18 protein-coding genes are annotated in these 21594 nt (G+C 38.0%); all 18 read right to left on the bottom strand.

Annotated features, from left to right (window positions below; translation table 11 throughout):
• Positions 1 to 331 precede the first annotated feature (331 nt).
• The 18 genes from recA to B3D94_RS13480 all read right to left on the bottom strand — a co-directional run bounded on the left by recA (position 332) and on the right by B3D94_RS13480 (position 21561).
• Positions 332 to 1393, bottom strand: coding sequence for a recombinase RecA (recA, locus tag B3D94_RS13565; protein ID WP_291757731.1), 1062 nt, complete (start codon positions 1391 to 1393; stop codon positions 332 to 334).
• Between the two features lie 161 nt (positions 1394 to 1554).
• Entirely contained in the window at positions 1555 to 2814 is a 1260-nt protein-coding gene (locus tag B3D94_RS13560) for a competence/damage-inducible protein A (RefSeq protein WP_291757729.1), read from the bottom strand.
• A gap of 17 nt (positions 2815 to 2831) precedes the next feature.
• Positions 2832 to 3410 carry a CDP-diacylglycerol--glycerol-3-phosphate 3-phosphatidyltransferase gene (gene pgsA, locus B3D94_RS13555; RefSeq protein ID WP_025113992.1) on the bottom strand — a complete coding sequence of 193 codons (579 nt, stop codon included), beginning with the start codon at positions 3408 to 3410 and terminating at the stop codon, positions 2832 to 2834.
• Positions 3411 to 3457: 47 nt separating this feature from the next.
• The gene (locus B3D94_RS13550) at positions 3458 to 4387 is read right to left on the bottom strand and encodes a helix-turn-helix domain-containing protein (protein WP_291757726.1); all 930 of its coding nucleotides are present in this window, start codon (positions 4385 to 4387) and stop codon (positions 3458 to 3460) included.
• A gap of 16 nt (positions 4388 to 4403) precedes the next feature.
• Positions 4404 to 5189: a DUF3388 domain-containing protein gene (locus B3D94_RS13545; RefSeq protein WP_069483265.1), complete on the bottom strand. Its 786-nt coding sequence runs from the start codon at positions 5187 to 5189 to the stop codon at positions 4404 to 4406.
• Between the two features lie 227 nt (positions 5190 to 5416).
• Positions 5417 to 5674: a DUF3243 domain-containing protein gene (locus B3D94_RS13540; RefSeq protein ID WP_008178933.1), complete on the bottom strand. Its 258-nt coding sequence runs from the start codon at positions 5672 to 5674 to the stop codon at positions 5417 to 5419.
• Positions 5675 to 5718: 44 nt separating this feature from the next.
• Positions 5719 to 6447, bottom strand: a complete 729-nt coding sequence (gene ymfI, locus B3D94_RS13535) for an elongation factor P 5-aminopentanone reductase (protein ID WP_258267995.1) — start codon at positions 6445 to 6447, stop codon at positions 5719 to 5721.
• Positions 6447 to 7745 carry an EF-P 5-aminopentanol modification-associated protein YfmH gene (gene yfmH / locus B3D94_RS13530; RefSeq protein WP_193831202.1) on the bottom strand — a complete coding sequence of 433 codons (1299 nt, stop codon included), beginning with the start codon at positions 7743 to 7745 and terminating at the stop codon, positions 6447 to 6449. The genes ymfI and yfmH overlap by 1 nt, the downstream gene beginning before the upstream one ends.
• The gene (yfmF, locus tag B3D94_RS13525) at positions 7742 to 9013 is read right to left on the bottom strand and encodes an EF-P 5-aminopentanol modification-associated protein YfmF (RefSeq protein ID WP_069480394.1); all 1272 of its coding nucleotides are present in this window, start codon (positions 9011 to 9013) and stop codon (positions 7742 to 7744) included. Before yfmF ends, yfmH begins: the two co-directional genes overlap by 4 nt.
• Positions 9014 to 9188: 175 nt before the next feature.
• A complete protein-coding gene (locus B3D94_RS13520; RefSeq protein ID WP_069480393.1) occupies positions 9189 to 10148 on the bottom strand; it encodes an ABC transporter permease in 960 nt (319 codons plus the stop codon).
• 1 nt (position 10149) lies between these two features.
• Positions 10150 to 11196, bottom strand: a complete 1047-nt coding sequence (locus B3D94_RS13515) for an ABC transporter permease (protein ID WP_069480392.1) — start codon at positions 11194 to 11196, stop codon at positions 10150 to 10152.
• Entirely contained in the window at positions 11196 to 12743 is a 1548-nt protein-coding gene (locus B3D94_RS13510; RefSeq protein WP_193831201.1) for an ABC transporter ATP-binding protein, read from the bottom strand. Before B3D94_RS13510 ends, B3D94_RS13515 begins: the two co-directional genes overlap by 1 nt.
• A gap of 443 nt (positions 12744 to 13186) precedes the next feature.
• A complete protein-coding gene (locus tag B3D94_RS13505) occupies positions 13187 to 14266 on the bottom strand; it encodes a BMP family lipoprotein (protein WP_069480390.1) in 1080 nt (359 codons plus the stop codon).
• Positions 14267 to 14320: 54 nt separating this feature from the next.
• Positions 14321 to 15049 (bottom strand): GntR family transcriptional regulator, encoded by a 729-nt coding sequence (locus tag B3D94_RS13500; protein WP_008178950.1) that lies wholly within the window; start codon positions 15047 to 15049, stop codon positions 14321 to 14323.
• A gap of 188 nt (positions 15050 to 15237) precedes the next feature.
• Positions 15238 to 17529, bottom strand: a complete 2292-nt coding sequence (locus B3D94_RS13495) for an FtsK/SpoIIIE family DNA translocase (protein WP_291757717.1) — start codon at positions 17527 to 17529, stop codon at positions 15238 to 15240.
• A gap of 153 nt (positions 17530 to 17682) precedes the next feature.
• Complete coding sequence (locus B3D94_RS13490) at positions 17683 to 19350, bottom strand: ribonuclease J (RefSeq protein ID WP_258267993.1); 1668 nt, start codon at positions 19348 to 19350, stop codon at positions 17683 to 17685.
• Positions 19351 to 19610: 260 nt separating this feature from the next.
• Entirely contained in the window at positions 19611 to 20510 is a 900-nt protein-coding gene (gene dapA / locus B3D94_RS13485) for a 4-hydroxy-tetrahydrodipicolinate synthase (protein ID WP_069480387.1), read from the bottom strand.
• Positions 20511 to 20523: 13 nt separating this feature from the next.
• Positions 20524 to 21561 (bottom strand): aspartate-semialdehyde dehydrogenase, encoded by a 1038-nt coding sequence (locus tag B3D94_RS13480; protein WP_036124081.1) that lies wholly within the window; start codon positions 21559 to 21561, stop codon positions 20524 to 20526.
• Between the last annotated feature and the right edge of the window lie 33 nt (positions 21562 to 21594).

Here is a 21594-nt window from a genome sequence, read left to right as displayed (position 1 = left end):
TGAAGATAAAATGTACTGCCTATTTAAAGTCATAATTCAGAAATTATACATATTTAATTGTATAGCTAGCCATCAGCTCTGTCAAGGATAGTCGGGCACCTGTTCGCCCTTTGAAAAGAAAAAAAGTAAGTCTTATCCATTCAGCGAATTTTTTCCCTATTACTTTTACACTAGGAAAAAATTCACCTTTTACACCTTTTACGTTAACCCAGTACATAAGAAATAATTTCTGAGGGCATATAGCTTCTATCTTATTATGTGTAAAAATTTTAGATTATAGACAAAAAAAGCATTGTTCCCGTAATAAATTGGGAACAATGCAATCGTTTGATTATTCTTCATCAAGAAGTGACATTAATTCTTCATCCATCTCGTCTTCTTCATGTGCAGCAATTGTATAAGAATTAGCAGCAATACCATAAGAAGATCGAATTTTGTTTGAGATTTCTTCCAAAACAGCAGAGTTTTCTTTTAAATATTGCTTAGCATTTTCTCGTCCTTGACCTAGACGCTCATCACCATATGCATACCAAGATCCACTTTTTTGCACGATGTCTAATTCTACACCTAAATCAACTGTTTCGCCTTCTTTAGAAATACCTTCTCCATACATAATATCCACTTCAGCTGTACGGAAAGGCGGCGCTACTTTATTTTTCACAATTTTAATTTTCGTACGGTTACCAACAATATCATTACCTTGCTTAATAGCTTCTGCACGGCGAACTTCTAAACGTACAGAGCTGTAGAATTTAAGGGCACGTCCACCTGGTGTTGTTTCTGGATTTCCGAACATTACCCCAATTTTTTCACGAATTTGGTTAATGAAAATAGCAATCGTTTTTGATTTGTTAATAGCACCTGAAAGTTTACGTAATGCTTGTGACATTAAGCGGGCTTGTAAGCCGACATGAGAATCACCCATATCCCCTTCAATTTCAGCTTTTGGCACTAGAGCAGCAACGGAGTCAATAACGATGATATCAATTGCACCACTACGAACTAGTGCTTCTGCGATTTCAAGTGCTTGTTCCCCTGTATCTGGCTGTGATAATAATAACTCATCAATGTTGACACCTAATTTTTGAGCATATATTGGATCTAATGCATGTTCTGCATCGATAAATGCTGCTTGTCCACCTTTTGCTTGTACTTCAGCAATAGCATGTAAAGCAACTGTCGTTTTACCTGATGATTCAGGACCATACACTTCAATAATACGTCCACGTGGATAACCACCTACGCCTAATGCCGCGTCAAGTGCTAGTGATCCACTTGACGATGTCGCAATTTGTAAGTCGGTTTTTTCACCGAGTTTCATGATTGAACCTTTACCAAAATTCTTTTCAATTTGTTTTAAAGCCTGTTCTAAGGCTGATTTACGATCACTCATTCATTTTCCTCCTTCGAAAACTGTTCACTGTTTTTGTCTATCTCTACTATACTTGTTTTTGAGAAAACACGCAAGAAAAAAGCGAACATTTATTCGTTTTTTCTACAAAATAAAAATTTGGATAGTTTTCCTCTACCCAAATTCCTATTTTTAACTCTATATTAATATCGTTTTGTATAGCCGCGTTCTTCCAAACGCTGCATTAAATAATGGCATGTAAATTTCACTGCACGGAGTCGATTTGTATTACGCATACCAGATAAATGAAGTAAGTATGTAAGTGGCTCCTCATCATTGATGGCAATACCAATCCAAACCGTCCCTACTGGCTGATGATCATGAGCTGTAGGCCCTGCTTCTCCTGTTAATCCAATGCCGATATTTGTCCCAAATTGTTTTCGAATTGCACTTGCCATTGCAGCAGCACATTCACCGCTAACAACGCCGTGTGTATCTATTAATTCTTGTGAAATACCAAGATGCTTTACTTTTGCTTCTGCCGCATAGGTCACTACGCCACCAAGAAGTGCGTTACCTACCCCTGGAATTTCCGCAAGCTCTGATTGAAACAACCCTGCCGTTAAACTTTCCGCAGCAGAAATAGTTAGATTATTGTCTACTAGCATTTCAACTGTCTTTGAAACAAGCGAGTCATCATCCACACCATATTGATAGTCACCAACAAGGGCTTGTATCTCTGCTACTTTGGCGGCAATAAGTTGTTGGGCTTGTTGTTCGGTTTCTGCTTTGGCTGTTACGCGTAATGTTACCTCACCATCCGACGCAAGTGGAGCGACTGTTGGATTTGTTTGGGCATCTAAAATATCCTGTACCTGGACTTCAAGTTCGGCCTCACCAATCCCATAAAAACGCATCACATGAGAGGCAATGATCCCTCCATCGTTAAGCATCGAAGCAAGCTTAGGTTTGGCCTCAAATTGAAACATAGGCTCAAGCTCCTTAGGTGGCCCTGGGAGTAAGATATACGTACGGTTATTGTTTTTGAAAATCATACCAGGCGCCATTCCATGATGATTGGCTAGTATTTCGCTTCCAGCTAGAATTAAAGCCTGTTTGCGGTTATTCTCCGTCATAGGACGTCCTCGCTTAGCAAAAAACTGCTCAATATAAGTTAATGCAACTTCATCAAATTCAAGAGAAACACCGAGATGGCGAGCAATCGTTTCTTTTGTTAAATCATCTTTCGTAGGTCCTAGTCCTCCCGAAAATATAATTAAGTCTGCACGAGATTCTGCCACTTCAATAGCTTGCTCTAATCGTTTTGCATTATCACCCACTACTGTATGGTAAAAAACATTAATGCCTAGCTCGGATAACTGGTTCGAGATAAATCTCGCATTCGTATTCGTAATTTGGCCTAATAATAGCTCTGAGCCAACCGCAAGAATTTCAGCATTCATGATTCACAAGACCTTTCTTATTTAGACTCAAGTAAAACACGTCGATTAAGGTAGAAGTAATCCCACCCAGACCATAGCGTAAAGAACAATGCTACGTATAGCATAATCATATCAAAAGGAATACCAATGAGTGTAAAAATTGTGTTGTGTAAAAGAGCGGCAGCGATTGCTACAATTTGTGCCCAAGTCTTAATTTTTCCAAGCTGATTGGCCGCAACGACCTCTCCCCCACCTGCCAAAATAAGGCGTAAACCCGTAACAGCGAATTCACGGCTAATAATAATGATAATCACCCAGGCTGGTGCCATATCAAGCTCTACCATTAAAATGAAAGCTGCTGACACAAGTAATTTATCAGCTAAGGGATCTAAAAATTTCCCAAATGTAGTCACAAGATTATACTTACGTGCATAGTAACCATCTACCCAATCAGTTGTCGAAGCTAAAATAAAAATAAGTGCACCTATAAAATGATGGATTGGCATCTCTGCCCCAAATAGAGTCAATGTTCCCCAGCCGAAATCAAACATCATAACAATGACAAAAAATGGAATAAGCAAGATTCGTGAGATGGTAATTTTATTTGGTATGTTCATTTTTCTAACACCTTTCATGATGAAAGAAAGTAGCCATCACATGATGACTACTGTTCTTTATTGAAATTGATGACGATATTTTGAGTTACAACTTGCTGTGCATACGTGAGAAGCTCGTCATTAATATAGATTTTAGCTTGCGTAGAATTACCAAGACGGATACGAACATAATTTTCAGTCGTCGCGTCGAATTCTACCACTTCACCAGCATTATAAACACGAGTATCCGTTAATAATTCTTGTTGCTGCTGATTACGAATACCAACAAATGTAGGACCTGAAACTTCGATTTTAAGTTTCAGTGTATCTGTACCTGTTAACGTGTATGAAGTTGTTGCTCCATCTGCTTCAACAGTACCTGCGGAAATGGTTTGCTTGATCTCTTCAGTTTGATCAGTTTGATCTTCATCAGTTGGTGTTTCTTCTTTAGAGTCTGTATTTTTTTGGTCATTTTTCAGAGCATCTTTTTCTTCTTTTTCTTTCTTATCTTTGGCACTATCGATAGGCTTGGCATTTGTATCATATTCAATTTCAGGGGATGTTGTGTTGCCCTCGCTTGTCCCTGGACTGTTTTTTGATTGCCATAGCACCCAAATTACCACAATGATCACAACAATAAATAACCCAACAATGATTTTTGGCATTGCCTCCATCATTTTATTGGAAGGGCCTTTTGTGACCTTTCTTCTGCTTGGACTATTCGTTATGGATTGACTTACTTGATCATTCGGAGTACTTGGCAGCTCTTTTTTATAAGTCTCTAAAATTTCTTCCGCGTTTAAACCAACAGCATCTGCATATTGTTTAATAAAAGCTCGTACATAAAACGAGCCAGGCATAATGGAATAATTGCCCTCTTCAATTCCTACTAAATAACGCTTTTGAATTTTCGTTATTTCTTGTAAATCGTCTAAGCTGTAGCCTTTAGACAGTCTCGCCTCTTTCAGTCGAGTCCCTAATTCTGCCACTAATAACACCTACTTTAACATCAAATTAAAAATTAAATCCACCAAATGAATCGGATTCGGACATATGATTTTTTTCCATTATTTCATAAGTAATTTCTTCATCTGTGTGATGACGTAATTCAATAATATAATCAAAATCCTCTATTTTATATTCGGAATGCTGAACAAACATATCAGGATGCTCTACAACCTTAATGCATGGCATATTCATCATTTCACGCACTAATTGTAGATGTCGCTCATCAGAGGAGCGACGAGTCACAATACCATCTAAAATAAAAATATTATTACGACTAAATTCATCCCCCACTAGTTTATTACGAACTGTTTGTTTTATCATTGTGGACGATAGAAAAATCCACTTTTTATTGGCACAAACACTTGCTGCTACTATAGACTCCGTTTTACCAACGCGTGGCATGCCACGAATACCAATCAGCTTATGCCCCTCTTTTTTAAAGAGTTCGGCCATAAAATCGACTAAAATACCAAGTTCATCTCTTACGAAGTGGAAAGTGTTTTTTTCATCTGCATCTCGAGGAATATAACGACCGTGTCTAATAGCTAAGCGGTCTCGAAGTTTCGGTTGTCGAAATTTGGTCACGTTAATATGTTCCATTGTCGAAACAATTGTACGAAAACGTTCAATTGCCTCATCGTTGTCTGTATGCACTAACATACCACGTCGACCCTCATCGACACCATTAATTGAAATAATATTGACACGTAGCATCCCTAAAAGTGAAGCAATATCTCCTAATAATCCAGGGCGATTCACCTGAATTTCATATTCAAAGTACCAATCGCTCAACACACTCGTTCCCTTCCTATTAGTTAACGTAAAAAATCCTTTATAAGTTCCATCATAGCTGATTTTTTATGTAATGGAAAGTTAGAATACATGGAATTACGGCGTTATTTTTAAAAACTTACTAATTTTTTTGAATGCATAGAAATAAGGCTTACATACGTTCCCGTTTTCACTAAAAAATAAATTTTTTATATAGAAAAAAGAGGAGATAAGCTCTCCTCTTTTTTTTATTGCACATGCTTATTTTGGACAAGCTTAACGACACAATTCGCCAATGCATGCTTTTCATCTTCTGAGGCAACGCCCCATAAATCCGACAGCACTCGCTCTTGCTCGTTTTTAGGATCTACATTTGAAGCTAAATATTCACCAATTTGGACAGCAGCTGCTTGAATCATTTTCTTAGGCATACCACTTGATTCAGCTTGCATAACGTTTTGTCCTAAAAACGATGTCCATTTTTGCCAGTTTTCTAAAATGGTCATATGTTCCTCCTCCTTTACACATGTAGTATGTGTAAAAAAGAATATTATATGTACCAACCACCATTTAATCGAATGATTTGTCCAGTCACATAATCAGCCTTCCCAGACAAATAAAAGCGAACCATTTCAGCCACATCTGTTGTTTGCCCTATTGAGCCTAGAGGAATATCTTCCAAAATATAATTAAGCTCCTCTTTACTTAAATGACTGTTCATGGATGTATTAATGAAACCTGGAGCAATGGCATTTACTCGAATACGAGATAATGCCGCTTCCTTTGCATATGATTTCACAAATGCATGTTGTGCTCCTTTTACAGTTGCATACAACGCCTCACCAGCTGACCCAGCTTCGCCCCATATAGAGCCAATAAATAAAACATAGCTGACATCATGCTGACGAAGTTTTTCAGAAAGTAAAGCTGTCAGCCTCATCGGATTTTGAACATGGACTCGCCATAATGCGTCCATATCTTTTACTGTTGTATCCTCTAGCAGCGAATAATGCGCTTGTCCATTTGCGAAAATAATAGCCTGCACATTAAAAATCTGTGCGGCTACCATTTCTGCTCCTGTTTCAATTGAAAAATCCCCCTGTACAAGCATAAATTCTTGAGCAGGGAAAGTTTTAGAAAGTGTATGACATAAAGTTTCTGCAGCATTTTTATTAGTTGAATAATGTAAATAGATGGACCAACCTTCTTCAGCCAAGCTATGACAAATAGCGTGACCAATCTCACCTGAAGCACCTAGTACAAGAGCAAACTTTTTCACTAGGCATCCTGCTTACTTGGTAAAATTTTAAACACGGTTTGTTGAGATTCACCTTGAACTGAGGCAAACGCTTTGTACAAATCATCAATTGTTAATTCCTCAAGAACTGGTACAACATCAAATAAATTCATATCATTAAAGGAATAACGAGTAAATTGGTTGGCGATAAACTCAATAGAATTCAAAGCGCGTAAAAAGAAACCAATTTTTTTACGTTTAATACGTTCTAAATCAGCACTTTCAAATTGTGAATTTCCTTCAAATTTAGCCAACTCTTCTTTAATTGCAGATGTTAATTTATCAGGCTCTGAAGAATCAGAACCGATCATAGCAAACCCAAAACCATTTTCTAATGTAAAATCAAACGCATACGTTTCATCAATTAAACCTTCCTCGTAAACACGTTCATAAAAATTAGATGTACGTCCAAAAATAAGTTCTAGTGCAATTTGAACAGATAGCTCATGCTTTAACATTTCTCGACCTGACAAATTGGTTTCTTTTGCCTTCAGTCCAACATAAACTTTAGGCTTTTGTACATCCATGTTTAATGTCCGCTCGTTTATCGCTACCTCTGTTGGTTCTTCATCAAAGAAACGTTGAATGGATGCCGGTTCTGAGAACTCTTTTTTCCCTTGATTATCACGAATAAAAGTCATCATTTCCTCAGGGTCTACTGCACCAATCACAAATAAAAGCATATTAGATGGGTGATAAAACGTATTGTAGCACGTATATAAATGATCGGCCGTAATGCCATCAATCGATTCAATAGTACCAGCAATATCAATTTTTACAGGGTGATGATGATACATATTTTCTATCGTGCCAAAATATAGGCGCCAATCTGGTTGGTCATCATACATTGTAATTTCTTGCCCAATAATTCCTTTTTCTTTGTTGACAGTCGCTTCTGTAAAGTAAGGCTCCTGCACAAAATTCAATAATGTTTCGGTACTTTTATAAATATTATCAGTTGAAGAGAATAAGTATGCTGTACGCGTAAATGATGTAAAGGCGTTAGCAGAAGCTCCATATTCACTGAACTTTTGGAAGACGTCGCCATCTTCTTTTTCGAACATTTTATGCTCTAAGAAGTGAGCGATTCCATCTGGCACAGTAATGCTTTCTGTTTGACCTATTGGTACAAAAGTGCGATCAATAGAACCGTACTTTGTTGTAAATGTAACAAATGTTTTAGAAAAACCTTTTTTCGGCAAGATATATACATCTAATCCATTTTCAAGCTTTTCATAATAAAGGGTTTCATCTAGTTGCTTAAATTCAATTGTTTTCATTGTGCGGCTTGCTCCTTTCCACTTAAGAAATAGACCGCTTCAAGCTGCACTTGCTTCGCCATATCCACAACATCTTCCTTCGTCACAGCTTTCCACTTATTAGCCCAAGATTCCACAGAGAACTCTTCTGGTAAATCTTTATATTGATCAAAAATTTCAATTTGTCCACGAGCAGAATCCAAGGACTCTTTTAATTGATTTGTGAGCATTGCTTTTGTTTGTTCTAGCTCTAAATCAGTAATGTTACCAGACTGCATTGTCGCAAGCTGTTCTTTAATTAATGATAACGCCTTTTCCTCATTTTTAGCCTCGATACCAGAAACTACAAATACAAGACCATAATGAGAAGCATAGGAGCTAGAAGCATAATAAGCCAAACTCTCTTTTTCACGAACATTCATAAACAATTTAGCATGTGGATAGCCGCCGAAAATACCATTAAAAATCTGCATTTTAGCAAAGTCTGGACTACCAAATCTTACAGGCGTACTAAAGCCAATGTGAAGTTTACCTTGCTTCATCTCATGCTGTTCTCGAACATAATCGTTTTGAGGATGCTGTTGCGGTAGAACAGCTGGCACTTCCTCAGGCGTACGATCATTAAATGGTAGCGCTTTTTTTAATTTCGCTACAATTTCCTCTTCATTAATATCCCCAGCAACATAAATATCTATTTTATCGTTAGCTAGCATTGATTGATAAGCCTCAAATAAGGAGGAAGGGGTAATTTTTTGAATTTCCTCGACACTACCATTTGCCGAAATAGATGCTGGTTCGTTTGGTCTTAGGATTTGTTGTAAGCGGAATTGAGCAAAACGAGATTTATCATCAAAAATAGATTCAATCCTTTGTATAACTGTCTTCTTTTCACGTTCCACAATGGATTCCTTAAAGACCCCATTTTCTAAATTAGGCTCAAAAATAGCCGTGTGCAATAAACCAAGCATGTCATTTAATACACTTGTATTTGCTAAATAATGATCATTTACAGTCTCCACATTCATGAGCACTGTATGTTCATTACCTCGTTTAGACGTATCAAAATATAAAACAGTGCCATATAGATCATCTAAGAAGCTTCTGAAAGCAGCAGTTGTTTTATATTTAGCATTACTATGCTGCAGTACATTGGTTAACACAGTACGTTCCGATGCACTTTTAGCCGTTAATGCTCTTCTCCATTTAATTGAAAAATTTACGGTTTTAAATTGGGTCGTTTGTCGGATATGCAAATTGACACCTTTGGCAAAAGGTATAGTTTTAAACATATGAAACCCTCCTATCCTTCTTAATATAACGATGTACTACACATACTATACATGTCTACTGTCTATAATTGCAAAAAGAATCCAAAGTATGTATGGGAAAAATTATAAAATGTATGAATTCAACATGGAAAAAAAGACTGAGCATATTTCACTCAGTCTTTGATCATGACTTATTTTAACGCTTACCTTTAATATATGGTTGACCACTTGCCTTAGGAGCATTTGCTTTACCAATAAAGCCTGCTAAAGCAAGTATTGTAAGTACATACGGTAAGATTTGCAAATAAACAGCTGGTACATTTTCTATGAATGGAATTTGACTCCCTGCAATACTTAATGTTTGCGCTAAACCGAAGAATAAGGCTGCACCTAGCGCACCAATTGGATGCCATTTCCCGAAAATCATAGCAGCGATTGCCATGAAACCTTGACCAGCAATTGTTGCATGTGAGAAGTCGTGCGTAATTGTTTGTGCATAGACTGCACCACCAAGTCCACCTAGAGCCCCAGAAATCATAACCGCAATATAACGCATTTTATTGACGTTAATCCCCATAGTATCTGCTGCCATTGGGTGTTCACCTACAGCGCGAAGGCGTAAGCCGAATGGTGTTTTATAAATAACAAACCAAGCACCAAATGCTACTACAAACGCTAAAATAGATGTGCTATATACATCATGGAACAATAAACGACCAAAAAACGGAATATCCTCTAGATAAGGAATACCAAAACGGTCGATTGGACGGGTAATCATATCCGTTTGACCTTTATCATAAATCATTTTAACTAAGAATACAGTAGCTGCTAATCCAAGTAAGTTGATGGCTACCCCTGAAACTGTTTGATCGGCACGGAAAGAAATAGACGCAATGGCATGGAAAAGTGAGAAAATCCCACCAATAATCATCGCTGCTAACATCGCTACCCAAATCGTTGCCGCACCTAATGATGAAGCAAATTCTAAATTGATAAATATACCAACAAAAGCACCAACAATCATTAAGCCCTCTAGCCCGATGTTGACAACACCAGAGCGTTCAGAGAATACCCCACCGATGGCTGTAAAAATCAAAGGTGTTGCATATAGAATCGCTGAAGGGATGATGAAATATAACATTTCTAAAAAGCTCATGTTATTGTCCCTCCTTTTTCTTGCTCAGCTTCTGTAAGCCTACTCGAATAATATAGCCTGATGCTACGAAGAAGATAATTAACGCGATGATAATCGATACAATTTCTTCCGGTATACCAGCAGCATTTGGCATATTTAAAGCACCATATTTTAATGAACCAAAGAGTGATGCCCCGAATACTACGCCAAGCGGTGTATTTGCACCAAGTAAGGCTACGGCTATACCATCGAAACCAATTCCAGTGAAGCCAGGTTTAATAGATGCGTTTTGGAACGTACCTAGAGCTTCCATCGCTCCTCCAAGACCTGCAAACATACCTGAAATAGTCATCGCTAAAATAATGTTTTTGTTAACGCTCATACCAGCATAATCTGCAGCGTTTTTGTTGAACCCTACAGCTTTCAGCTCATATCCACGAGTTGTTTTTTCTAGAATAAACCACATAACAACAACCATTAATAGTGCAACAATGATCCCATAGTGAAGACTTGAGTTGTCTGTAAGCTCTCTTAAAAACGGAGAACGTAATGAAGCGGATTCATGGATACGTTCTGTTTTAAAGCTACCATCTGACAATTTTTTAATGACCGCGTTTGCAATATATAACGCCGTATAGTTAAGCATAATTGTCGCAATTACTTCATGTACTTTAAATTTCGCTTTTAAGAAACCTGCAATAAAGGCCCAGAATGCACCTGCGGCGGCGGCTGCAAGTAATGCCAATGGTAAGTGTATAACTTTAGGTAGCTCAAATGCATAACCTACCCAAGCTGCTGCTAACCAACCTAAAATAAGCTGACCTTCAACACCAATATTAAACAGTCCTGTACGGAAGGCGAATGCTACTGCAAGACCTGCTAATAGATACGGTGTAATTTGACGAATTGTGTTCCCTATTGAATATGAATCTCCAAAAATACCTGTCCAAAGAGCGATATAACCTTGTACTGGGTCATAGCCACTGACTACCATGACGATAGCCCCTACAATTAAACCGATAATGATAGAGATGATAGGAACGAGTATATTAATGACACGATTTGACATTAGTCGTTCCCCTCCTTCGCATCATGCTTGTTATTTTTTTTACTTTGACCGGCCATTAATAATCCAAGCTCTTGTTCTGTTGTTTCTTTAGGATTTAATTCGTCCACAATTTGACCATCATAAATAACGGCAATGCGATCCGATACATTCATAACCTCATCTAATTCAAAGGAAATTAACAGAACTGCTTTCCCTTTATCACGTTGCTCAATAAGACGCGAGTGAATAAATTCAATCGCCCCTACGTCAAGACCTCGTGTTGGTAGAGCGGCAATTAATAAATCTGGATTACGATCAATTTCACGACCAATAATAGCCTTTTGTTGGTTACCACCAGATAATGCACGGGCAGGTGTCATTTCACCATTACCTGTACGTACGTCGTATTCTTTAATAATTTGATTGGCTTTCTCCGACACTTTTTTATAGTCCATGACAAAGCCTTTAGCTATAGGAGATTGGTAATACGTTTGTAGCGCAATATTATGACCAATCGGGAAATCTAGTACTAAACCATGCTTATGACGGTCTTGCGGAATATGCCCAACGCCTTCTTCTGTAATACTACGAGGCTTCAAATTTGTAATATTTTTACCATTTAATTCAACAGTACCACTTTTAATTTTACGAAGACCTGTAATCGCCTCGATCAATTCTGATTGACCATTTCCATCAATACCTGCTATACCGACGATTTCACCCTTGCGAACCTTTAAGTTCAGACCTTTTACCTTATCAATATCACGGTAATCCGTAACGACTAAGTCATGGATAGCAAGTACTTCATCAGTTGGATTCGCATCCGTTTTTTCTGTTTTAAATTCAACTTGTCGGCCAACCATCATTTCAGCTAGCTGATCAGGATTTGTGTCAGCGGTTACAACAGTGCCAATTCCTTCACCTTTACGGATAATCGTTACACGATCGGACACTTCCATAATTTCTTTTAGCTTGTGGGTAATCAAAATAATAGATTTCCCCTCCGCAATAAGACGACGCATTATTTGAATTAATTCCGTAATCTCTTGTGGTGTTAAAGAGGCTGTTGGTTCATCAAAAATTAATATTTCAGCACCACGGTATAATGTTTTTAATATTTCAACACGTTGTTGCATACCAACAGTGATGTCTTCAATTTTGGCATTAGGATCAACATCCAAGCCATATTTCTCAGAAAGGGCTTGTACTTTTTTAGATGCATCTTTTATATTGACAATACCCATTTTAGTTGGCTCGGAGCCTAAAATAATATTTTCTGTTACTGTAAAATTCTCTACCAACATAAAGTGCTGATGCACCATACCAATCCCTAAATCATTGGCAACATTTGGGTTTGTAATTTTTACAGCATTCCCACGAACGCGAATTTCGCCACCCTCTGGTTGATACAAACCAAAAAGGACGTTCATCAAAGTCGATTTACCTGCACCATTCTCTCCAAGCAATGCATGGATTTCGCCTTGTTTCAGTTGGAGGGTGATATTATTATTCGCCACGAAATTACCGAATTCTTTCCGGATTCCTAGCATTTCAATCACATATTCCAATATTGTCACTCCCTTAATAGGCACTTTTATAAAGTAATTCCGCCTTAGCGTTTCGTATCTGCCTCTACTATGACTGATGGCACAGATTAGCAATACATCCAGTATTCGAAATGTACATAAACTAGATGACCGTTAGAGCTTTTTTTGCTACAGTTCACTAATTCTTTAGACCGCTTTCGTTACCGAAGGCTATCTTTTATTTACTGATTAATCCCACCTATAGAGGTAGGTGTTTTGCTAAATTAATACAGGAAAGGTCATCGTTAGAAACCTTTCTTCTATTAACTTGTTACCATCATTATGAAAATCATTAAATACTACCTCTAAAAGGTTCATATAAATCTAGTTAAATAGAGAATTGCGAATAATCTAAATATAACGATGGATTGAAAAATCATCATAAGGTCCTTCTTAAAAGTCCCTTATGATGATCAAAAGATGAATTATTTTTCCACTTTTTCTGGAACTTCGATTTCACCCTTAGCAATTTTTTCTTTATATTCTTCGATTACTTTTTGTACATCTTCTGGAATTGCACCGCGAGAATCCGCAAGTTTAACCCCATCTTCAGCTAATCCATAAACTAGTGTTTCTCCACCAGGGAAGTCACCGTTTTTCGCTCTGTTTGAAATATCTATTACTGCTGTGTTAACACCTTTTAGCATTGAAGTTAAAGTTACGTTTGTTTTATCATCTACTTTACCTTCATCGTATTGGTCAGCATCTACACCGATTACCCAAATATTTGCCTCTGGATCTTTTTTCTTGCGTTCTTTTGCTTCAGAGAATACACCGTTACCAGTTGCACCTGCAGCGTGGAAGATTACATCTACACCTGAAGAGTACATACCACTTGCTGTAATTTTACCAACATCAGCTTTATCGAATGCGCCAGTGTATTTATTTTCGATGACGATATCTGGGTTAACAGTTTTTGCCCCTTCAATGAATCCAGCTTCAAAGCGATTAATAACTGGAATATCTACGCCACCTACAAAGCCGATTTTACCTGATTTAGACATTTTAGCTGCCGCAACACCTGCCAAGAAAGCACCTTCTTGCTCTTTGAACAATACTGATACTACGTTGTCAGCTTTTACTTCAGCATCAATGATTGCAAATTGGCCATCTGGATTTTCTTCAGAAATTGCAGCCATTGCATCTTCCATCATATAACCAATACCGAAAATTAAATTGAAGTCACGACGTAATAATGCATTTAAATTTGAATCATAGTCTGCATCTGATTTTGATTGTAGGTAGTCAAAACCATCACCTTTTTTAAGACCGTGTTCTTTTCCGTAAGCTTGAACACCTTCCCATGCAGATTGGTTGAATGATTTGTCATCAACGCCACCTACGTCAGTAACCATTGCTACTGAAAATGATTCTTCTGATGTTTCTCCACCTGAAGCGTTATCATTTTCTTTTGCAGGCTTTTCGTCTTTTGTACCACAAGCACCTAAAATTGCACTTGCCGCTAATACTGATGTTAATACTAAACCAAATTTACGTTTTTTCATTTAATTAACCCCCCAAAGGTATTGTAATTAGCAGGAAAAAAATTTAGAAATGTTCTACACCCGTTTACGAACTACATGGAAGCTGAATTTATCAGCTCGGAAATAATTTTTTGAATAGAGCACTACTTGATCATGGTCATCGTAATGCAACTGCTTTAACACTAAAAGAGCTGTTTCACGTCCACAGTTTAAAATCGGTGAAGCTTGTTCATGATACCCAACTGGATCAATGTACGTAACCGCATAGGCCACATGAATTTTTCCAGATTGCTCAAGAGCAGAGAACAGTGAAACTTCTTTTTTTTCGACAAAGTCAGTAGGCAGGAAGCTTGCGGGTAGCTTGTCTATACAGTAAACTACGGGCTCACCGTCCGCTGTTCTGACACGTTCAATTGTGAGTATTTTATCGTCGCCATCACATTGGAAGCGTTTTAAATCTTCCTCAGAAGGGATGTGCTCGGCCGCCTTTAAAAAACGCGAACCAGGCTCCATACCCGCTGCCTCGATCATAGAAGAAATGCTCGATAAATGCTCGATGCCTGATGTAAACAACGGCTTAGGGTTGACAAAAGTCCCAACCCCGTGTCGGCGCACAATCACATTTTCCTCTTCCAACAGTCGAAGTGCTTCTCTAAGTGTTGCTCGACTGACTCCGAGTGATTTCGATAATTCAAATTCTGAAGGCAGCTTTTCATTTTCTTTAAAAATGCCAGCCTCAATGTCAGATTTTAAACGATCGATTACTTGAAGATAGAGATGACGATGATCTGCTTTAATAGTCACATATATCACCACCAAAATCAGAGATCAGACATCTGATGTACAACATTCCTACTAATCGTTCATAAATATAACATTTTTGCAGAATGAAATAAACAGTTTTAAATAAAATCTGTTATAGAATTCATTCTTTCTTCAAATTCATTGCAAATAAATAGACAAATATACAGAAATGAACAACCATTTAATGTTTAATTGTCGTATTGATGAATAAGCACTTGACGAGGTTTACTGCCCTCGGGAGGCCCGACAATACCTCGTTGTTCCATTTGATCAACAATACGTGCAGCCCTTGAATATCCAATTCGGAAGCGACGCTGAAGCATGGAGACAGATGCTGTTTGCATACTAACAACTAATTGCACTGCTTCGTCATATAATTCATCGGTTTCCTCTAAAATCGTTTCTTCTTCAGTAGGAATCATCTCCTCTTGATACTGTGCTTTTTGCTGTTCTATAACAAAATTCACAACAGCCTCAACCTCTTGATCTGATAAAAAGGCTCCTTGTACCCGTTTTGGTTTTGATGCACCGGCTGGTAAAAATAACATATCCCCACGACCAAGTAATCGTTCTGCTCCACCCATATCTAAAATCGTTCTCGAATCAATAGCTGAAGAAACTGCAAAAGCAATTCTGGATGGAATATTAGCTTTAATGACACCTGTTAAAACATCTACACTTGGTCTTTGCGTTGCAATAATCAAATGGATTCCCGCTGCACGTGCCATTTGGGCTAAACGGGTAATTGAATCCTCCACATCACTAGATGCGACCATCATCAAATCTGCTAACTCATCTACAATAACTACAATATAAGGTAGCTTAGGATGCTTTTCATCTGTCTGCTCATTGACCTTCTGTACATGATTATTATAGCCCTCAATATTTCGTGTTCCAGTATGTGAAAACAGGTCATAACGGCGTTCCATTTCAGAAACTACTTTTTTCAAGGCTTGAGAAGCTTTTCGTGCATCTGTCACAACAGGCGCCAATAAATGAGGAATACCGTTATAAACATTTAACTCCACCATCTTCGGGTCGATCATCATGAGCTTTACTTCATGTGGTTTTGTACGCATTAGTATGGATACTACTATGCCATTTATACAGACACTTTTCCCACTACCTGTTGAACCCGCTACTAGCAAATGCGGCATTTTATTGAGCTCTGCTAGCACAGCTTGTCCCGTAATATCTCGTCCAAATGCTACCTGCAACAATGCTTCCGGCTTAGCGCCATCCTTCGATTCTAATACCTCTCGTAAAGTGACAATGGCTACCTCACTATTTGGCACTTCAATACCAATGGCAGATTTGCCAGGGATTGGTGCCTCCATTCGGATATCCTTGGCAGCCAGCGCTAATGCTAGATCGTCTTGCAAATTGACAATTTTACTTACTTTGACACCAATATCAGGTAAAATTTCATATTTTGTAACGGCTGGCCCTAAATGAACTTGTGTGACCTTTGCCTTTACGCCAAAGCTTTGCAATGTTTGTTCAAGCTTTTTGGCATTCGCCTGGATGACGGAATATTCTCCACTTTGGTCATGTTGTGGTGGTAATTGTAATAGATTATAAGATGGAAGCTGATAGTCTGCATTTTCTACAGTATCTGTCCCTTGAATATGGACCTCATCCATGGCTTCATCGTGTTCATTTTCCACTATATCTGCCTGATCAAATATAGTTCTTTCCTGAGACATATTTTGAGTAAATGCAGAAATTATCGGCTCATGATGTGTTTCTTCTTCTTGTTCAGGCATATCCGTAGTTTGATTGACCGCTGCAATCTCGTCCACACTTTCTGCTCTAGAACGACGATTGCTTGGCTTTTTAGGTGCATTTTTTTTCTTATCACGATGTTTCTTTTTCCATTTACCAAATAAATCAGGCATTTTCTCTGCCAAATATGGCACTAATGCTTTTCCAGTAACCAAAATCAAGCCGATAAAGAAAATAACCCAAGCAACGACTCTTGCCCCTGATGCTTCAAATAGAACGTGAAGACCACTAAATAATAGGGCACCAATCATTCCACCACCTAGTGCATTGCTGCGATGAATAATCCCCTCGGTATTGATGAGAATTCGCCATGATTCACGGAGAACCGAATCAGATAATAAGCCACCTGATTTTGATAATTGTTCAAATAATATGCCATGACTAAAAATAGTTAAACTCATAACAATAAGGAGCATGCCTAGAATTAAGCGGTCTTTCATACCGACTTTTTTACGACCAATCATCATTAATAACGCAACAAATATTAGCATAAATGGAACCGCAAAATGTAAATTTCCTAAAAGAAACATTGCGAAAGTTTGTAGCGTACGCCCGATCATACCGTATTCAAAAATCATGATGACCGCAAGCGCAATTAAGAGCAGTCCTAGAATTTCATACATAAGTGGAGACATTTCTTTCTTTTCTGTTGTTGCTTTGCTTTTAGTAACCTTTTTTCTTTTACTAACCGCCATCTCTATCACCTTCTTCTGCAATCCATTTTATATATGTAGCGAATCATACCATGTAGAACTCGAACATTTCAAAAAAAGGATTTTCCACCGCAATTGGGAGAAAATCCTTTTCCATTTACTTTTCCTCAAAGTCTTGACGATGAGTCATTTGTATTAATATTCCATAATGATTGGGATAATCATTGGACGACGCTTTGTTTTCTGAAATAGGTACGTATTTAAAGTATCACGAATTTCTTGCTTAATATTCGTCCATTCAAATGTATCTTTCCCTACATATTTTTCAATGACAGTTCTTGCGATGTCCGATGCCTCGACCATTAACTCTTCTGATTCTCGAACATATACAAAGCCGCGTGATAAAATTTCTGGACCAGACGCAATTTTCTTTTGAGCACGATTTAATGTCACGACCACAATGAAAATACCATCCTGTGATAATAATTTACGATCACGTAGAACAATATTCCCCACATCGCCAACACCGATTCCATCAATTAAGACGTTACCAGCTTGTACACGTCCACTCATGCGCATTTTATTATTTTTATATTCAACAATATCCCCTTTATCAGCGATAAATATTTGGGATTTTTGCATGCCCAGCTGTTGAGCTAACTTAGAGTGAGCAATCAGCATACGATATTCCCCTTGAACAGGAATAAAATACTTTGGCTGCATTAAATTTAACATAAGCTTTAAATCTTCTTGGCTACCATGACCTGATACGTGCACATTTTTGCTAGAAGTTAGAATTTCAGCCCCAGCTTTAGAAATGGAGTTCATCGTATTAGCCATTTGCACTTCCATACCAGGAGAAGGTGTAAATGTAATTAAAACTGTATCACCTTGCTTAATTTTAATGTCACGATGATGCTTACGTACGATTTTTTCTAGAGCATCTAAAGGCTCTCCTTTATTACCTGTTGTAATAATGATAATTTCATCGTCTTGATATTTTTGCATTTCTGAAATGGAAATAATCGTATCTTCTTCGACCGTTAAATAGCCAAGCTGTACACCTAAATCTACAGCCTTTTCTAATGGCTTCCCGACAATCACTACTTTACGGAATGATTTTTGAGCTTGAGCAAATACTTGTTGAATTCTGATAAAATTCGATGCATAAACAGCTACTAAAATCCGACCTGGTGCTGAATGGAATGTTTTTGATAATTGTTCTTCAATAACAATTTCCGATGTCGTATAACCTGGTCGCTCAGCTTCGCAAGACTCAGATAATAGAATAAAGACGCCGTCTTCCCCTAACTGGGCCATTTTCGCTAAATCAGGTTTAAATTTACCTGTCGCCGATTGATCGAATTTGAACTCTCCTGTATGAACAATCGCGCCTTCAGATGTATGGAACACTACCCCTAACGAATCGGGAATACTATGTGTTGTGTGGAAGAATGTTACATACGTTGAGTTAAAATTCATACGACTACGGTTTGTTACTTCAAAAAACTTTACCTGATGTGGTGCAGGTAATTCTTTCAAATGTTCCTTTGCTAGAGCAATTGTCAATTTTGAGCCGTACACTGGTGCCTTTATTTTTTGCAATACATAGGCAATAGAGCCAATTGCATCTTCATGTCCGTGTGTTAAGAATATACCTTTCACACGCTCTTTATTTTCTTCTAAGTACGTAATGTCAGGGATCACGATATCTATGCCTAGCATCTCGTCCTCTGGGAACATTAATCCGCTATCTACTACAAATAGCTCTTCATCAATTTCTACTACGTACATTGCCTTTCCAATTTCGCCCACACCCCCAAGAGGGATGATTCGAATCAATTCATTTTTCTTTTTTGTCAATTTATTTCCTCCTAAAAAATATCCCGAACAGCAACCACTTAACATTTATTATACGGTTTGCTAAGCTTTTGCACAAATTAAAAATACATGTTTCACATCAGAAATATATTTTCTTATCTTTTCATTATTCCTAGTAGATGGAAAGGCAAATATTGGATTCCTTATATAAATAGAGTCATTAGAGTATTTTTGAGGATGAGAAGTTATGGTTTTCTGAAATAAAAAACGAAGCTGATTTGAATGATCAGCCTCGTTTTTATTTATCTAAAACTTCTCGCTTTTTCTTGATACGTATCCCAAATGTTGTCAAAGTTTACCTTCTCTTCATCAGTCATTTCCATCATTGGCAAACGAACATTGAGTGTATCAAAGCCTAGTTTTGTCATCGCATATTTAATAGGTGAAGGGTTCGGTTGAGCGAACAGCGCACGTACAAGAGGTAATAATGCTCGGTGAATTTTGGCTGCTAGCTTATGATTTCCTTCTTCAAACGCTTTAATCATTAATTGCATATCATTGCCTACTACATGAGCAGCAACAGAAATAACGCCTGCCCCGCCAATCGCCATTAGTGGCAATGTTAGGCCATCATCTCCGCTATACACTAAGAAATCATCATCTGGATCAACATTTTCGATAACATCACCCATCTGATCCAAATTGCCGCTTGCTTCTTTAATCCAAGCGATGTTAGGAATCTTACTTAATGCAACAGAAGTTTCATAGGCCACATTCACACCAGTACGCCCAGGGACATTATAAAGCATAACTGGTAGACTCGTTTGTTTAGCAATCGTTTCAAAGTGAGCAAAGATCCCACGTTGATTTGGTTTATTGTAGTAAGGAGCTACAAGCATTATGCCATCTGCTCCATTTTCTTCTGCTTTATGGGTCATGGCTATAGAGTATGCTGTTTCATTGTCCCCTGTACCAGCAATAACTGGCACACGACCAGCTACCTTTTCTACTGTAAAACGAACAACCTCTATTTTTTCTTCAGTAGACATTGTTGGATTTTCAGAAGTCGTACCACAAGCAACAATACAATCTGTACCATTGTCGATCAAATGATTAATAATACGTTCTAATTCTGGATAATTTATCGTGCCATCATCTTTAAACGGCGTAATCATAGCCGTTCCAATTCGACCTAAATTCATCCTTACACCCCTCTTATAGTAAGTTATCCTCAAGCATTGCTTCTGCAATTTGGATAGAGTTTAATGCAGCGCCTTTTAATAGATTGTCAGAAACGATCCATAGATGGAATCCTTTTTTGTTGTCTAAATCTTGACGGATACGTCCTACAAAAGTAGCGTCTTCCCCTTCTGCATAAATAGGCATTGGGTAAGTTTGTGTTGCAATATCATCTTGTAATACTATACCTGGTGCATTGCGTAATACGTCAAAAATCTCTTGGATTGATGTTTCTTTCTCTACCTCAATATAAACAGACTCTGAGTGACCTGAAACGACCGGCACACGAACGCAAGTAGCAGCAACTTTTAGCTCTGGTGCATGCATAATTTTTTTCGTCTCATTAATCATTTTCATTTCTTCGTATGTAAATCCGTTATCTGTGAATTTATCAATTTGTGGAATGACATTACGAGCGATTGGGTAATGGCGCTTATCACTACCAGATGGTAAAATATTTGCTTCTACATCCCTACCTGCTTCCCAGTTTGCGCTTTGTGTTTTTAATTCTTCAATAGCAGAAATACCTGCACCTGAAACCGCCTGATACGTTGAAACAAGCACTTTTGTTAATCCAAATGCTTTACGAATTGGCTCAAGTGCAGCTACCATTTGAATTGTCGAGCAGTTTGGATTTGCAATAATCCCTTTATGCTTCGCCAGATCGCCTCGATTCACTTCAGGTACAACAAGTGGTACCTCTGGATCCATTCGGAAATGGCTCGTATTATCAATAACTACCGCACCACGCTTTGCTGCTTCGGGTGCAAGCACAGCTGATACTGAACCACCAGCTGAGAATAAAGCGACATTGACGCCTTCAAAAGCTTCAGGTGTCGCTTCTTCAATTGTATATGTTTGACCATTAAACTCGATTGATTTTCCTGCTGAACGTGCAGATGCTAGAAATTTAATGTTCCCTATTGGAAATTTTCGTTTGATTAATTGCTCCATCATTTTTGATCCTACTGCTCCTGTTGCTCCAACAACCGCAACTGTTAACTGCTTTGTCATCTGTCATCTCTCCTTGAATACAAGTTCCATAAT

The sequence above is a fragment of the Lysinibacillus sp. UBA5990 genome, from assembly GCF_002429815.1.
GTDB lineage: Bacteria > Bacillota > Bacilli > Bacillales_A > Planococcaceae > Lysinibacillus > Lysinibacillus fusiformis.
The sequence above is the reverse complement of the archived record's forward strand: the minus strand, read 5'-3'. Positions and strand labels throughout refer to the sequence as shown.